The organism is Pseudoclavibacter sp. Marseille-Q434, from assembly GCF_050315415.1.
In the GTDB taxonomy this organism is placed as follows: domain Bacteria; phylum Actinomycetota; class Actinomycetes; order Actinomycetales; family Microbacteriaceae; genus Pseudoclavibacter.
The window spans coordinates 1,159,383-1,173,545 of record NZ_JBNPQH010000001.1; the positions used below are offsets into that span (position 1 = coordinate 1,159,383).

At 69.8% G+C, this 14,163-nt stretch carries 15 protein-coding genes; 9 read left to right on the top strand and 6 right to left on the bottom strand.

What is annotated here, in order from left to right:
- Positions 1-71: 71 nt before the first annotated feature.
- Positions 72-635: a dihydrofolate reductase family protein gene (locus ACQFZP_RS05550; protein WP_211890549.1), complete on the top strand. Its 564-nt coding sequence runs from the start codon at positions 72-74 to the stop codon at positions 633-635.
- On the opposite strand, the gene ACQFZP_RS05555 is transcribed toward ACQFZP_RS05550, so the two are convergent.
- From ACQFZP_RS05555 to ACQFZP_RS05565, 3 genes are all read right to left on the bottom strand, one after another.
- Entirely contained in the window at positions 620-2,116 is a 1,497-nt protein-coding gene (locus ACQFZP_RS05555) for a hypothetical protein (RefSeq protein ID WP_211890550.1), read from the bottom strand. The genes ACQFZP_RS05550 and ACQFZP_RS05555 overlap by 16 nt on opposite strands.
- A complete protein-coding gene (locus ACQFZP_RS05560) occupies positions 2,113-2,772 on the bottom strand; it encodes an ABC transporter ATP-binding protein (protein ID WP_211890551.1) in 660 nt (219 codons plus the stop codon). The genes ACQFZP_RS05555 and ACQFZP_RS05560 overlap by 4 nt, the downstream gene beginning before the upstream one ends.
- A gap of 106 nt (positions 2,773-2,878) precedes the next feature.
- Positions 2,879-4,057 (bottom strand): aminotransferase class I/II-fold pyridoxal phosphate-dependent enzyme, encoded by a 1,179-nt coding sequence (locus tag ACQFZP_RS05565; protein WP_211890552.1) that lies wholly within the window; start codon positions 4,055-4,057, stop codon positions 2,879-2,881.
- 100 nt (positions 4,058-4,157) lie between these two features.
- Here ACQFZP_RS05565 and ACQFZP_RS05570 point away from each other — a divergent pair, with 100 nt between their 5' ends.
- Positions 4,158-4,880, top strand: coding sequence for an NAD-dependent epimerase/dehydratase family protein (locus tag ACQFZP_RS05570; protein WP_211890553.1), 723 nt, complete (start codon positions 4,158-4,160; stop codon positions 4,878-4,880).
- Positions 4,844-5,062, top strand: a complete 219-nt coding sequence (locus ACQFZP_RS05575) for a hypothetical protein (RefSeq protein WP_211890554.1) — start codon at positions 4,844-4,846, stop codon at positions 5,060-5,062. Before ACQFZP_RS05570 ends, ACQFZP_RS05575 begins: the two co-directional genes overlap by 37 nt.
- Here ACQFZP_RS05575 and ACQFZP_RS05580 read toward each other — a convergent pair.
- A complete protein-coding gene (locus ACQFZP_RS05580) occupies positions 5,052-5,516 on the bottom strand; it encodes a hypothetical protein (protein WP_211890555.1) in 465 nt (154 codons plus the stop codon). The two genes, ACQFZP_RS05575 and ACQFZP_RS05580, sit on opposite strands and share 11 nt — an antisense overlap.
- Before the next feature lie 266 nt (positions 5,517-5,782).
- On the opposite strand from ACQFZP_RS05580, the gene ACQFZP_RS05585 reads away from it, so the two are divergent.
- The 5 genes from ACQFZP_RS05585 (at position 5,783) to ACQFZP_RS05605 (ending at position 11,824) form a co-directional block, all read left to right on the top strand.
- Positions 5,783-6,598 (top strand): AfsA-related hotdog domain-containing protein, encoded by an 816-nt coding sequence (locus ACQFZP_RS05585; protein WP_181026966.1) that lies wholly within the window; start codon positions 5,783-5,785, stop codon positions 6,596-6,598.
- 73 nt (positions 6,599-6,671) lie between these two features.
- Positions 6,672-7,346: a ScbR family autoregulator-binding transcription factor gene (locus ACQFZP_RS05590; RefSeq protein WP_104311789.1), complete on the top strand. Its 675-nt coding sequence runs from the start codon at positions 6,672-6,674 to the stop codon at positions 7,344-7,346.
- Positions 7,347-7,428: 82 nt separating this feature from the next.
- A complete protein-coding gene (locus tag ACQFZP_RS05595) occupies positions 7,429-8,535 on the top strand; it encodes a DNA alkylation repair protein (RefSeq protein WP_211890556.1) in 1,107 nt (368 codons plus the stop codon).
- Between the two features lie 9 nt (positions 8,536-8,544).
- Positions 8,545-9,024, top strand: coding sequence for an SRPBCC domain-containing protein (locus ACQFZP_RS05600; RefSeq protein ID WP_211890557.1), 480 nt, complete (start codon positions 8,545-8,547; stop codon positions 9,022-9,024).
- 97 nt (positions 9,025-9,121) lie between these two features.
- A complete protein-coding gene (locus tag ACQFZP_RS05605) occupies positions 9,122-11,824 on the top strand; it encodes a phosphoenolpyruvate carboxylase (protein WP_211890558.1) in 2,703 nt (900 codons plus the stop codon).
- A gap of 82 nt (positions 11,825-11,906) precedes the next feature.
- Here ACQFZP_RS05605 and ACQFZP_RS05610 read toward each other — a convergent pair whose 3' ends face one another.
- Together ACQFZP_RS05610 and ACQFZP_RS05615 are read right to left on the bottom strand one after the other, a co-directional pair.
- Positions 11,907-12,365 carry a YchJ family protein gene (locus ACQFZP_RS05610; RefSeq protein ID WP_104311786.1) on the bottom strand — a complete coding sequence of 153 codons (459 nt, stop codon included), beginning with the start codon at positions 12,363-12,365 and terminating at the stop codon, positions 11,907-11,909.
- Positions 12,362-12,661, bottom strand: coding sequence for a DUF4287 domain-containing protein (locus ACQFZP_RS05615; protein ID WP_104312558.1), 300 nt, complete (start codon positions 12,659-12,661; stop codon positions 12,362-12,364). Before ACQFZP_RS05615 ends, ACQFZP_RS05610 begins: the two co-directional genes overlap by 4 nt.
- Positions 12,662-12,783: 122 nt before the next feature.
- Here ACQFZP_RS05615 and ACQFZP_RS05620 point away from each other — a divergent pair, with 122 nt between their 5' ends.
- Complete coding sequence (locus tag ACQFZP_RS05620) at positions 12,784-14,115, top strand: alpha/beta hydrolase family protein (protein ID WP_211890559.1); 1,332 nt, start codon at positions 12,784-12,786, stop codon at positions 14,113-14,115.
- Positions 14,116-14,163: the final 48 nt, after the last annotated feature.

Here is a 14,163-nt window from a genome sequence, read left to right on the forward strand (position 1 = left end):
TTCGGGCCCTGCGTGGCATTCCCGGTCCGTCCTCCACCGGATTTGTCGGTGGCCGCGGGTACCGTGCCGACATGACGAACGTGATCTACAACACCGCGACAACGCTTTCCGGGTTCATCGCAGACGACGACAACTCGCTCGACTGGCTGTTCGTGGTCGAGCAGCCTGAGGACAACAGCTTAGGCCCGTTCCTCAAGGGCGTCGGTGCCCTTGTCATGGGCTCGACGACCTACGAGTGGGTCTACAACCATGAGGGGCTCGACGAGCATCCCGAGAAGTGGCGGGATTCCTACGCCGAGCGTCCGGCGTTCGTGTTCACGACACGTGAGCTCCCGGTCCCGGACGGGCTCGACATCCGCCTGGTCCGAGGCGCCGTCAGCGACCACTTCGGCGAGATCGCAGAGGCGGCCGGCGATGGCGATGTGTGGGTGGTCGGTGGCGGCGACCTGGCTGGTCAGTTCTACGAGGCCGGGCAGCTCGACGAGATCCGACTCTCCATCGCCCCCGTCACCCTCGAGTCAGGGGCGCCAGTGCTCCCCCGTCGCATCGAGGCGGATGCGCTCCACCTGAAGTCGGCGCACGTCGAGGGCCAGTTCGTGCACGCGCACTACGAGGTCCGTTACCCGCGCCCCTGACGTAGCCTCGTCGTCGTCGCGAGGGCGAGCAGCGGCGTCGCGACCGCGAGAGTCGCAATCGAGAGCGCCGGCGCGCCTGCCAGCGACGGCAAGGCGAGGCCGAGACCGAGGGCAACGGAGAGGAGCACGCCATCGAACTGCCAGGCGAGACGTGCGATCACCGACAGGTCACCGACCTCGCTCGGCATCGGCGTCAGCAAGAGGGGAGGCAGGTGACCCCGCGCGGCATCGAATGCTCGGACGGCGACCAGGGCCAGGGCCACGAGGAGTGGTGCCGGACCACCCCCTGACACCGCGACGACCGCGCCGACGACGAGCACGACGAGGGCTACCGGGAACACCGCGTGCAGGAGAAACTGCTCTCCGACCGGGGTTCCGAAGACGGCGGCGCCGACCGCAGCGTCGGCGGCGTGCCTGAAGCCGTCTGCGAAGCTCCCCAGCGCGAGATACATGAGCACGGATGCGACGGCGGCGATGCCAGCGATCGCACCGGTCGACGTTGCCGCGCCCACAAGCTCGGGAGTACCCGAGGGCCCCGTGGCCAACCCGAGCAGCACGGCTCCGACCGCGAGCCCGAGAATGCCGAGCACCGTGCGCTGGGGCGTCCGCATCGCGCCGACCGCGTCGCGGACCAGCATCCGGAGGACACGTGGTCCACCGACCACAGCACTGAGCCTTCTTCCTGTCGTGGGGCGCTCTCGGTACGTCGCCGCAGCTCCCGCCAGCTCGCCGGTGGCAATCGCGACAGACGCCGACTCGCGGCGTCCCGCCTGCAGCAGCAGAGCGTCACCGCGCAGACGATTGAGGAGGCCTGGCACGCCGGCGAGCACGACAACCGCCGCGGCGACCAGCAGAACTGTTCCGATGATCCCGGCGTCGGCGTCGCCGACAAGACCAGCCCAAGACGCTGCGAACCACTGGCCAGCGCCAAACGGAGACGCACCCCAGACCCCCAGGAGCGCGGCGCCAGCCCACACCGGCGGGCCGACGAGCAGCTGACCGAGCAGCGCCGACACGACGCCGAGCGAGGCCACCGCCACGGCTGCGGCAGCACAGGCCACCACGGCCAGAGGCCGAGCGCCGAGGCCAACCACCAGCGCGGCTCCAGGCAGACACACGACAGCGGCGGAGACCGCGGCCGCGACGATCAGGCTCTTCACGAACGGGCGCCGCAGCGTGAGCTTCCTCGGGAGGTGGTTCGAGCCGAGCGTCACCGTCGCGAACGGGGCAAGGAGGGCCGGCCCTCGCACAGCACCCACGAGCATGCCGACGGGGCCGACTGCGGCCGCGAGGAGACGAAGCTCCTCGAGGAAGTCCGCGGAGGTCAGCCAGCCGATCGACGCAGGTTGCAGGAGCGCGAGGAAGAGCATCCGCACGATGGGAGCAACGGCGATGAGCCCAACGGCGACAGCGAGGTAGACCCGGTAGGCGCCCTCACGCCGCCGCGCGGTCATCGTCACCGCCAGTCCTGCGACCGTCATCCGGGGTGCCGCCGCGGGCACCGGGGGCTGCCCCCGAGACGCAGCTCGGCTGCACCAAGCGCATCGATGAGGGGACGACTGTGGGTCGCCACGACGATCGCAGCTCCCCGCTCGCGCTCCTCGGTCAGGATGCCGGCGAGCAGCTCGCGCCTGTGCTCGTCGAGGCGCTGCTCCGGCTCATCGAGCACCAGCACCTCGAACGGTCGTGCGAGTGCGGTGGCCAGCGAGAGGAGCTGGAACTGGCCGGACGACAGCTCGTGCGGGAAGCGATCGGCAAGGTCCAGGATGCCGAGACGCGCGAGCACCGCATCGGCGCTGGCATTGGCGTCGCGGACCGAGGCACCCCAGGAGGCGGCCACCGCGGTGAGATGCTCCCGCGCGGTCATCGTCATGGAGAAGGGGACCGACCCGAGCAGCGCCGCGAGCCTTCGCCGGAACTTCGGGCTCCGTTCATCGACGGGTTCCCCACCGACGAGGACGCGGCCGGAACTCGGTGAGACCTGTCCCGTGAGCGTGCGCAGCACCGTGGTCTTTCCAGAACCGTTCTCGCCGGTCAGGCACAAAATGGAGCCCGCAGCCACCTCGAACTCGACTGAGGCGAGCACGAGGGTGCCGCCGCGTCTCACGGACGCTCCTTCGACGCGGACCGCTGGCATGCGACCATCCTCCCGTGCCCGCAGACCCTGAGCAAGTCACGTCGCCAGCAGCTGGCCCACGGCGTTCGTCTGGACCTCGACGTCACGAACGCGGCGCCGCCCGCGATCAGCCGCGAAGCGTCTCCAGGAAATGACCGAGGCGCTCCAGGCCCTCCACCAGTTCAGTCGTGGAGGCGGCGTAGGAGAGCCGCACGTGCGTCTCCCCCGTCGCCGCCCCGAAATCGCGTCCCGGCGTGAGGGCGACGTGTGCCTCCTCGAGCGCTCGGTCACAGAACTCCCACGCGGAGAGACCGGTCGATGCCACGTCGAAGTACACGTAGAACGCCCCGTCTGGGAGAACCGGTACCGGCAGCCCGATACGGGCGAGCCCATCCAGAACGAGGTCGCGTCGCGCACGCAGCTCCGCGCGCCGCGCTTCGCAGAGGTCGAGCGACTCGGGCGTGAACGCGGCGAGCGCCGCTAGCTGCGCGGGTGCCGACGCCGAGAGGAAGTAGTTGGTTGCCAGCTTCTCGACGGCGGGCACGAGGACCTCCGGCAGCACCGCCCAGCCGAGCCGCCACCCCGTCATGCCGAAGTACTTCGAGAAGCTGTTGATGACGATCGCGTCCGGGTCGACGCTGAGGACGCTCCGCGGAGGCGTGCCGTCAGCACCGGGGTCGGAGAGGTTCAGGTAGATCTCGTCGACGATGCGCCACGCGCCGCGTTCGCGGGCGAGCGCGCAGATCGCCTCGAGTTCATCGAACGGTATCGACGTTCCGGTCGGGTTCGATGGTGTCGCGACCATGAGCGCGTTCGTGGGCTCGCTCCAGGCGGCCCGCACGCTGGCGAGGTCGAGCTGGTAGCGAGACCCGACGGTCGACGGCGCGCTGACGACTCGGCCGCCGAAGCTCTCGACCAGCTGACGATTGCACGGGTAGGAGGGGTCAGCCATGAGGACGTCGTCGCCGTTGTCGGTGGTCGCGGCGACGACCAGCAGCAGCGCCGCGGATGCTCCTGAGGTCACGATGATGCGCGCCGGGTCCACGTCGACACCGTGGCGGAGCTGGTAGAAGCCGCTGATCGCCTGGCGGAGGGCGGGGAGCCCGAGCGCGACCGTGTAGGGCAGCGGACGACCGTCCATGGCTTCGCGCATGGCGTCGCGCACGGCTGGCGGTGCCCCGAAGTCAGGTTCGCCGAGCGAGAGCTTCACGATCCGGTGACCAGCGGCCTCGAGAACCGCCGCCCGCTGCCCGAAGGCCATGGCGTGGAACGGCTCGACGGTCTGGGCGCGATGCGAGAGCTTCATGATCCAAGGATGCCAGGAGCTGCACCGCGGCCGTCGCTGCGCGCGGTGCCGTCGGTGGTGCCAGCTACGCTCATCGGAACGGTTCAGAGCTGGGGGCGGCATGGAGATTCTTCTGACGGGGGCGACGGGATTCGTGGGCACGGCCGTGCTCGCTCGGCTGCGCACGATGCCGGACGTCACTCGTGTCCGGGTGCTGTCGAGAGGACCTGACCGCGCCCCGCGAGGCGTGGATGTCGTGCGCGGCGATCTCGCCGAGACCAGGACGATCGTCGGTGCCGCCGAGGGGGCAGATGTCGTGATCCACGCAGCCGGCTACGTCGGGAACGACCCGCGCATGGCCACCTCCGTCAACGACGCGGGAACCCGTGCTCTCGCTGGCGAGTGCACGCGGTCGGGGGCGCGACTGATCGCCGTCAGCACGACCGCCGTGTACGGCCCCGGCCCGCACCGCCTCGCCCGTGAAGGCGAGGTCGCGATGCATCCGGTTTCCGCGGCGAGCGTGTCGCGGAGCGCCGGCGAGGCCCATGTGCTGTCGGCTGGCGGCACGGTCGTCAGGGCCGCCCTGACGTATGGGGGCGGCGACCGCTGGTTCATCCCGACTGCGCTTGCGGGCGTTCGCGCCCTGGGTGGGTGGTGGGCGGTGGGAACGCGCGCCTCTCGACCGTCCATGTCAGCTCGCTGGCGGCGCAGATCGTCCTCCTGGCCACTGACTCCGGGGAGCTTCCTGACGCGATTTTCCATGCCGCAGACCCCGAACCCGCGACGTTCCGGGAGATGCTCACGAGCGTGGCGCGTCGGCTTGGGGTCGACCTCCCCGAGGTAGACATCCCGGTCGACGACCCGCGCCTCGCTGAGGTGCCTCCGCAGCTGCTGCAGCGAGCCTTCGTCGAGCACACCTACGACGGCGAGCTCCTGCGTCGACGAACCGGCTGGCGTGGGCATCCCGACCGCGACCTCAGATTGTCTCGCGCAGACCTGGGCTGGTATGCCTCCGTCACACGGTGATGACGGCACGCAGGCGAGGGGTCGCCCCCTCGATCACGTGCAGCCACATGCCGGTTGGGATCGCCCTGATGACCGCGAGCCCGCGGCCTCCGTCAGATGCTGCGTCCGACCGGAAGACCGCAGCGAGGAGCGTCCTGTCGTCGCTCGCGAAGACCATCGACCCAACGTCGACCCACGCTGCCCGCCGGCCGCCGGCTCGCGGCCCCTCAACGCGAACCGCGCCCTGCGCGTCCTTCGCGATGATGACTGCATCGCCCGAGAGGAGCGAGGGAAGGTCGGCCAGCTCGTCCAGGGACCGCCGCCCCTGAGCCAGGAGCACAACTGCCGTAGCCGTCTCCGCCTCGAGGCGACTGAGGATGACCAGGTCGAGGTGCCTGGTCCGGACTTCCGTGAGCGCGTGGTCACCGGGCCGCGCAAGCAGCCACGGGTTGCCACCGCGATGCTCGGCGACCACCCGAAGACGTCCATCTGCAACGGCCGACCGTACGGCGAGGTGCATTTGACGGTCTGGATGCACGAGCACTCCCATGTGTCCCCTCTCGGATCGTGAGCAGTTGGTTTCCCGATCGGCCCAGGGCAAGCTAACATACAGAACACTCTGTTTTGTACTTCACTCCTCGTGGGCCCCTCTGTCAACTGGCGCAGATGACGCCGCGCAGTGACGTCTGCTCACCGAGATCACGGGCGTCGTGGCGCAGAGCGACGCCGAAGGGGGCACCGATGCGGGTCAGCCGAGAACTCGTCCACAAGGACAGCGAAGAGTCGATGCTCATCGCCACGATGGATGAGGTGAGTCCGGATGCGTACCTCGCTCGTCTGCGCACGATCCCGACTGTCGTGCAGGCGGCTGGCGCCCGGTCGACCGCGGTCTCATCACCGACCCTCCTCGGGCTCGAGATCACCAGGCAGCTGGGCCTCCTCATGGGGCACCGAGCGGGCGGCATCCCGCTCGATTGGGCCTTCCTCCTCAACGAGCTGACCTTCCAGGGGTCGGATGCATTCGGGCTCGGCATCGCGACGAACGCGGCGGCGATGACGGCCTCGGTTCGCATCAGCAGCGCGCGCGTCCGCGCTGGGCGCTGCGACGAGATGACGGCGTTCGCGGTCTTCGAGATCGATCACGACGTCGTCGCGGAGGGCTCGGGCTCGTTCCGGTGCGTGCCCAGGCGCACCTACTCGGCGCTGCGACGACGTCAGCTGCAGGCCCCCCGCCAACCCCGCCCCAGCAGCAGCGGAGCCCTCGCCGAGGTCTCCGTGCACGGTCTGGACCTTCAGGCGCACCTCGGCTGGCCATCCGCCAACCGGCTCATCTTCGACCACGAGGTCGACCACGTGCCCGGCCTGCTCTTCGCCCAGGCAGGGATCGAGGCGCACGAGCACCTCACGGGGACAGCGCCCCACGAGGTGGCGCTTGTCTGCCCCCGGTTCGCCGAGATCGGCGAGGTCGTCTCCATCAGTGCCAGGCGTTCGGGCCACCAGGTCTCGACGGCAGCAGATCAGGCGCACGAGCGTGTGGCCCAGGTTCGATGCGCGTGAGGCCCTGGCGAATTCGGCCCCTCCCGCTCGCCCTCCCTCGGCGGCGGGGTCTTCGTCACTACACTCACTGGCTATGACCGCCCTCCCCCGACCGTCCAACGCGCCCCAGCAGCAGCGGAGCGTCGAGACGCGGAGTCGGCTGGTGCTCGCGGCCGCCACGACCTTCGTGGAGTTCGGCTTCGCGGGGTCGACGCTGGCGCGGATCCGCGAGCACTCCGGGGTGACCAACGGTGCGTTCTATCACCACTTCGCGACGCGCGAGGCGGTCGCCGAGGCGGTCCTCGCCGAGTACGCGGAACGCGCGACGCGCTCGGTGACGGATGCGACGACCTCCGCGACGAGTGGAATCGAGGCTCTTCTCAAGGTTTCGCTCGCCTTCGCCCAGCTCCTGCGCAGCGACGTCGTGGTGCTTGCTGGGGTCCTGGTCACGACGGAGATCGGCTCGAACTTCCTCGCTCACGGCCCGTATCTCGACTGGCTCGCCCGCCTGAAGCCGCTCATCCAGCTCTGCCAACGCGAGGGAAGCATCCGCCGCGATGTGGCGGCGGCGGACCTCAGCTCGCTCCTCGTGTCGACGTTCACGGGGACCCAGCTCCTCTCGGGCGCCGTGAGCAGCCGACAAGACCTTGTGACCCGGGTCGCCACGCACTGGCGGATCATCCTGCCCAGTCTGACGACGCCCGAGGAGGCTGCGCGCGTCACAGACCTCCTCGACTCGGTGTTCGATGACGACGTTGCTGCCCGCTGACCGACCAGCCGACCCCGACAATCCCGTGACGATCCCGTGACGACCCCAGCCGAGCTGGCGTCCGGCTGAGAGGAGATGACGCATGCCGTTCGCAGACGAACTGCTCGGACGACAGCAGGCCTCCGCCATGACGGACCTGCTCGAAGCGGCGGCCGGCGTTCGCCTCACCGAGACACGAAGCGCGGCCCTCCAGCTCGCTGACCTCGCGCTGGGTGCTCGGAGCGCGCACCTCGCCGCCTCGCTTGCCGTCGACCTCCCTGTGCCGTACCCGGCCTTCGCCGCGATCGTGCGCCGGGCGCTGGAGTCCGCATCCCTCACCGGGTGGATGATCTGGCCCGTCTCGGTCGCCGTCTCCGCTGCAGCGATCGCCGACGGCGGTGAGGAGGCGTTCGACGACGGCATGCAGCTGCTCGCCGAGCTGACCCATCGGCTCACGTGCGAGTGGGCGGTTCGGGCGATGCTTCGTGCGCGCCTCGAACGGGCCCTCGGGATCATGCTCGCGTGGACCGGCAGCCGTGATGAGCACGTGCGTCGCCTCGCGTCCGAGGGGACGCGCCCATACCTTCCGTGGGGAACGAGGGTGGCTGGGATCACTCGCGACGCTCGCCTGACCGCACCGATCCTGAATGCTCTCTACAGGGACGAGAGCGAGTACGTCCGCCGCTCGGTCGCGAACCACCTCAACGACATCAGTCGGCATGATGCGGGACTCGTCTGCGAACTGGCGACGGCGTGGCTCGCGGAGGGCGACGAGAACACGCCGAAGCTCGTACGGCACGCCCTCAGGACGCTCGTGAAGCGCGGCGACCAGGAGGCGCTGGGCATCCTCGGCTTCGTCGCGGCCGACGTGATCGTCGACGGGCCGACGCTCGACCGCAGCAGCATCGTGCTCGGCGAGGAGCTGCTCATCTGCGGAGCGATCCGGAACAGCGGTCAGGAGCCCGCGAAGCTGGTCGTCGACTACGTGGTGCACCATGTCAAGGCGGATGGGAGCAGGACCCCGAAGACCTTCAAGATCTCGACGATCACGCTCGCTCCGGGCGAGACGCTCGAGATCGCGAAGCGTCACAAGATCGTGCCGATCACCACACGCCGGTACCACCCTGGAGTCCACGCCGTCGAGCTGCAGGTCAACGGCGTCCGATTCGGCTTCGCCGAGTTCGAGTTGCTTCCCGACGTCGTGTGCTGAGATACGGACATGTCCGAGACACCAGCCGACGATGTCGGCACGCAGACCATTCGCATCGAGCGCGTCGTCGCCGCTCCCCGGGAGGAACTGTGGCTGTGGTTCACGGAGAGCGACCGGACTGCGCAGTGGATCGGCCCCTGGCACTACACCGATGAGGATGCCAGGCAGATCGGACTCCAGCTGGTGGCTGAGGAGGGCACCCCGGCGAGCAGCGCGACGATCGGTCGCTGTGAGGCGCCGGGAGTGCTGGAGGTCACGACCGAGGATGCTGCAGGCGTGTGGCGTCTGCAGGTCTCGCTGGAGCCTGAAGGCCCCGGTGGAGCATCGACGCGGCTCATCTTCGAGCACTTCGATGTGCCCGTCGGCATGCTGACGGACATCCGTGCCGGTTGGAACTTCTACCTCGACACGATGCTGGCGGCGAAGGATGGGCTCGAGAAGCCCGTATTCGAGGACTACCTCGAGCCGCCAACCCCCGGTGCCGACTGAGACGGGACCCCAGCAGCCACCCGCCGAGGAATGTCATTCCCGGTCATGATGGATGGCGTGTCACATCGTCGAGACACAGCCTCGGTAGCCTGTGCTCATGCTCGAAGCCCCTACGAACTCCCCCGCCAGCCGAACTGAGGCTGGCGCAGAACTGCCGGACGAACTGCGCTCGGATGTGCACCTCCTCGGCACCCTGCTCGGTCAGGTCATCACTGAGACGGGAGGCCCGGAGCTCCTCGACGACGTCGAGCGGCTGCGCCGCCTCACGATCGCGGCGTACGAGCACGGAGCCGAGGTGGCAGACGACTCGTTCGCATCAGCCGAGGAGCTGGTGGATGCGCTCTCACCGGCACGTGCGGACGAGGTCGCTCGCGCGTTCACCTGCTACTTCCACCTTGTGAACCTCGCCGAGGAGCACCACCGGGTTCGCGTGCTCCGGTCCCGCGGCGCCTCCCCGGCGAAGCAGCAGGAGGACACGATCTCGCAGGCCTTCGCGCGACTCAGCGCGGAGATCGGTGAGGAGAAGGCGGCCCAGCGCGTGCGCGACCTCCGCTTCCACCCGGTGTTCACCGCGCATCCCACTGAGGCCCGCCGCCGCGCGGTGTCGTCCGCGATCCGCCGCATCAGCGACCTTCTCGAGGAGCGCGACGAACTGCGCTTCCTCGGCTCCGATTCCGACGGAAGCGCGGCAGCGCAGGAACTCACGCGTCGCCTGCTCGAGGAGATCGACCTCCTCTGGCGCACGTCACCGCTGCGCAGCGACAAGCCGACTCCCGTCGACGAGGTGCGCACCGTCATGGCGGTCTTCGACGAGACGCTCTTCACGACCGTCCCCCGCGTGTATCGCCGGGTCGACGAGGCGCTGCAGGGTGGCATCTCGGGCACGGTCGCTCCGCTCGCGAACCCGTTCGTGCGGGTTGGCTCCTGGATCGGCGGCGACCGCGACGGCAATCCGTTCGTGACCGCCAAGGTCAGCCGACAGGCGGCCGTCATCGCCTCCGAGCACGTGCTGCTCGGCCTTGAACGTGCCTCCGCCCGAATCGGCCGCACGCTCACGCTCGGCTCCGACACGACCCCGCTCGATGCGGCCGCGGCGACCCTGCTCGCACGCCTCGGGAGCGCCGACGAGTCGGCCGCTGCTGAGATCGCGCAGCGCTCGCCCGGTGAGCCGCACCGCAGAGTGCTGCTGCTCATCGCGCGTCGCATCGAGGCCACGCGGCGACGCGACGCCGACCTTGCCTACACGGTGCCGGACGAGCTGCTGCGCGAGCTGCGCATCCTGCAGGCCTCGCTCGTCGCAGCGGGCGCGGGCCGGCACGCGTACGGCGAGCTGCAGCACCTGATCTGGCAGGTGGAGACGTTCGGCTTCCACCTCACGGAGCTCGAGGTGCGCCAGCACTCCCAGGTGCACCGCAAGGTGCTCGCCGAGCTCGCTGAGCTGGAAGCCGGGAACGAGCCGAGCGAGCTCGCCGCCGAGGTCCTGGACGTGTTCCGCTCGGTCGCGTTCATCCAGGAGCGTCACGGGCCTCGCGCAGCTGGACGCTACATCGTCTCCTTCACGCAGTCATCCGAGGACATCGCCAACGTCTTCAAGCTCGCCCTGGCGGCGACGGGTCCGGGCGCGACGCCACCCGCGCTCAACGTGATCCCGCTCTTCGAGACGTTCGCCGACCTGCAGGCGGCTCCCCGTATCCTCGCCGAGATGCTCGAGCAGCCGGAGGTCGTCGAGCTGCTCGCCGGCAACGGCCGCAGGCTCGAGGTCATGCTCGGCTACTCCGATTCCTCGAAGGACGTCGGCCCCGTTGCCGCGACCCTCGCCCTCTACGAGGCGCAGAGCCAGATCGCGGCGTGGGCGCAGGAGAACGGCATCGAGCTGACGCTCTTCCACGGCCGCGGTGGCGCGCTCGGGCGTGGCGGCGGCCCCGCGAACGTCGCGATCCTCGCCCAGCCACCGCACTCGGTCGACGGCCGCTTCAAGCTGACCGAGCAGGGCGAGGTCATCTTCGCCAGGTACGGCGACCCGGACATCGCGGCCCGCCACATCGACCAGGTCATCTCCGCGACGCTGCTCGCCTCCGCACCCTCAACGGAGTCGCGCAACGCCAACGCCGCCGAGAAGTACGCCGGCGTCGCGGCCACGATGGATGCGGCCTCGCGTGAGCGCTTCTTCGCGCTCGTCAAGGCGCCAGGCTTCGCGCCCTGGTTCGCCCGCGTCACACCCATGGAGGAAGTCGGGATGCTCGCACTCGGCTCGCGACCGGCCCGCAGAGGGCTGTCGGTGGAGTCGCTCGAGGACCTGCGCGCCATCCCGTGGGTCTTCGCGTGGACGCAGGCTCGCATCAACCTCACCGGGTGGTTCGGCCTGGGCACCGCCCTGGAGGCGGTCGGGAACCTCGAGCAGCTGCAGGCCGCCTACGCCGAGTGGCCCCTCTTCCGTTCGATGATCGACAACGTCGCGATGAGCCTCGCGAAGACGGATGCGCGTATCGCGCGCCGCTACCTCGAGCTCGGCGATCGGCCGGAGCTCGCGGGGCTCGTGACGGACGAGCTTGACCTCACGGCCAGCTGGGTCACCCGCATCACGGGCGGTGCCGAGCTGCTTGAGCGCAAGCCGGTGCTGCAGCGTGCCGTGAAGATGCGCAGCCCGTACGTGGACGCGCTCTCGCTGCTGCAGCTCCGCGCACTGCGCCGACTGCGCGACGACGCGAGGAAGCCCGACAGCGACGAGGCGGCGGAGCTCCAGCGCCTGCTGCTGCTCTCGGTCAACGGCGTCGCAGCCGGACTGCAGAACACCGGCTGACGCTCCGCGGGGGCGCGACGTCGTCGCGCGAAGCCGGCAGAGCATGGCCGTCACCCGTCTGGGTGGCGGCCATGCTGTCGATTCAGCTCCCGCGGATCTGCCCGTCGAGGTAGACCCAGCGGCCGTCGGCGCGGATGAAGCGGGCGCGCTCGTGGAGGAGGCCCGCGCCGTCGGGGTCCCGGTACGCGGCCCGGAACTCGACGACCCCGGATTCGTCCTCCGGCCCTCCGTCGAGGGTGTCGACGATCTGCAGGCGTCGCCAGACGGTGCCGTCGTCGAGGTCGATCTCGTCGGGCCTGGTCGCCTCCGCCCACGTCTCCGCGAGGTAGCCGGGCAGGCCGAGCGCGAACGCCGAGTAGCGGGAACGCATGAGCGCCTCGGCTGTCGGCGCGGGACGACCGGCATGGAAGGCTCCGCAGCACGACTCGTATGCGAGGCGGCTGCCGCAGGGGCAGACGTCGGCAGCAGGCGGGGCGGTGTTCCCGGGGCGTTCGGCAGCACCTCGCGAAGAGCCTGGGGGCGCCCCCTCCGGTGCGCTCACTCCCCCGCCGCTGGCTTCGTCGCCACACCGTCGAGCCAGAGCGTGTCGGACTCGTCGCCGTGTGCCCCGGCCTTGCCGACGTGCTTGGCGCTGATCTGCGGGCCGTTCTTAATGACGTGCACTAGCGCCATGCCGTGCCCGCGACCGAGGTCGTAGTCCTCCTTCAGCCAGGCCAGGATGTCGCCCGCCTTCGTGTCTGGCGCGTCGAGGCCCTTCTCCTGCGCGATGGCGATGAACTGACGCGGCGTGAGGCCCGTCTTGCCCTCGATGTTGTCGAGGTACGACTGGAACGACATGGATGCTCCCTCCCTGGGCTCGCCGCTGATCGGCGACCGTGCTGGCATCCTAGCGACCGGTGCTTCCTCCCAACTCCCTGCGGATCGGACCGGGCCGGTGGCGACAGGAGGATGATGTGGCTATGTCGCACCATCCAGCACTGTCGCGGCCGTTGTTCCACGACGCAGACCAGAATTTCGAAGCCAAGATCGTTCTCGGATCCGTCGGCGCAGGCGCTGGCGACCTCGGGGAGATCTTCGCCACGCTCGCCGCTGTCGAGGACGGCAAGCGGGAGTCGTGGGTCAGGGCCTGGTTCGCGAGAGCGCAGGCCACGCAGCAGCTCGCGCAGGTCTCCGAGAGCAACGGGCGGACCGCCACCGCGGCCGCGCAGTGGCTGCGAGCGTCCGCCTACTACGGCCACGCGCTCAACGCGATCGCGGCCATCGGCGACTCCGACGGGTACGCCAACGCGTTTGCCATGCATCGCGCGGCCTGGGACCGCTTCGCGTCGCTCAGGCGTGTCCCTCTCGAGGGTCGTTCGATTCGCTACGGAAAGGGCTCCCTTCCCGGGTACTTGCAGCGCCCGGATGTGCCGCCGCGGGACGGACGGTCGCCCCTGCTCGTGCTGGTCAACGGCAGCGACGGGACGCTCACGGATCTGTACTCGACGATCGGTGCGGCCGCGGCGGCCCGCGGGTACGCCGTGCTGTACTTCGACGGGCCGGGTCAGCAGAGCCAGCTCGTCGCCGGCACCCACTTCAGACCGGACTTCGAAGCAGTCCTGACGCCGGTGATCGACCACGCGCTGGGCCTGCCCGGCATCGACGGGTCCCGCATCGCCGTCTACGGGGTCAGCCAGGCGGGGTACTGGGTGCCGCGGGCGCTGGCCTTCGAGCACCGCGTGGCGGCGGCGATCGTCGACCCCGGGGTGACGGACGTGTCGACCTCCTGGGTCGGACACCTGCCGTCTCCGCTGCGCCACGAGCTGGCGAAGGGCGACTCGAAGCACTTCGACCAGTACATGAAGCTGGGCCTCGGCCACAGCGCCGCCGAACGAGCCGTGTGGAACTTCCGCGCCAAGCCCTATGCGAGCACCGGCTACTTCGCCGTCTATCGGGAGGTCGGGAAGTACCGGCTCAGCCCGGAGCTAGCCGGCTCGATCACCACGCCACTGCTCATCACGGCGCCGGAGAACGAGCAGTTCTGGCCGGGACAGTCCGACGAGCTCGCCAGCTTCGTGCCCGACGCCGAGCTGGTTCGGTTCACGGCCGTCAACGGTGCCGATTCGCATTGCGAGCCCCTCGCCCGAACCGCCGTCAACGAGGTGCTGCTCGACTGGCTCGACGCGCGCCTCGACGCGCGCTCAGAAGCAGCACCCGCAGACGCGCGCTCGCAAGCAGCACCCGCAGACGCGCGCCTCGGAGCACCCGAGGTCACCCGCGAGGCCGTCGCTACGGAGCCGACGGTCCGGTGATGCATCTGGTTCCCGGCGGCAGTCGCGGGCCGTGCGGGATCCAGGCCG

What these genes read in the sequence shown, in the direction of transcription:
- ACQFZP_RS05550 (WP_211890549.1), top strand. Translation starts at nt 72, where the DNA reads ATGACGAACGTGATCTACAACACCGCGACAACGCTTTCCGGGTTCATC.
- ACQFZP_RS05555 (WP_211890550.1), bottom strand. Translation starts at nt 2,116, where the DNA reads ATGACGGTCGCAGGACTGGCGGTGACGATGACCGCGCGGCGGCGTGAG.
- ACQFZP_RS05560 (WP_211890551.1), bottom strand. Translation starts at nt 2,772, where the DNA reads ATGCCAGCGGTCCGCGTCGAAGGAGCGTCCGTGAGACGCGGCGGCACC.
- ACQFZP_RS05565 (WP_211890552.1), bottom strand. Translation starts at nt 4,057, where the DNA reads ATGAAGCTCTCGCATCGCGCCCAGACCGTCGAGCCGTTCCACGCCATG.
- ACQFZP_RS05570 (WP_211890553.1), top strand. Translation starts at nt 4,158, where the DNA reads ATGGAGATTCTTCTGACGGGGGCGACGGGATTCGTGGGCACGGCCGTG.
- ACQFZP_RS05585 (WP_181026966.1), top strand. Translation starts at nt 5,783, where the DNA reads ATGCGGGTCAGCCGAGAACTCGTCCACAAGGACAGCGAAGAGTCGATG.
- ACQFZP_RS05590 (WP_104311789.1), top strand. Translation starts at nt 6,672, where the DNA reads ATGACCGCCCTCCCCCGACCGTCCAACGCGCCCCAGCAGCAGCGGAGC.
- ACQFZP_RS05595 (WP_211890556.1), top strand. Translation starts at nt 7,429, where the DNA reads ATGCCGTTCGCAGACGAACTGCTCGGACGACAGCAGGCCTCCGCCATG.
- ACQFZP_RS05600 (WP_211890557.1), top strand. Translation starts at nt 8,545, where the DNA reads ATGTCCGAGACACCAGCCGACGATGTCGGCACGCAGACCATTCGCATC.
- ACQFZP_RS05605 (WP_211890558.1), top strand. Translation starts at nt 9,122, where the DNA reads ATGCTCGAAGCCCCTACGAACTCCCCCGCCAGCCGAACTGAGGCTGGC.
- ACQFZP_RS05615 (WP_104312558.1), bottom strand. Translation starts at nt 12,661, where the DNA reads ATGTCGTTCCAGTCGTACCTCGACAACATCGAGGGCAAGACGGGCCTC.
- ACQFZP_RS05620 (WP_211890559.1), top strand. Translation starts at nt 12,784, where the DNA reads ATGTCGCACCATCCAGCACTGTCGCGGCCGTTGTTCCACGACGCAGAC.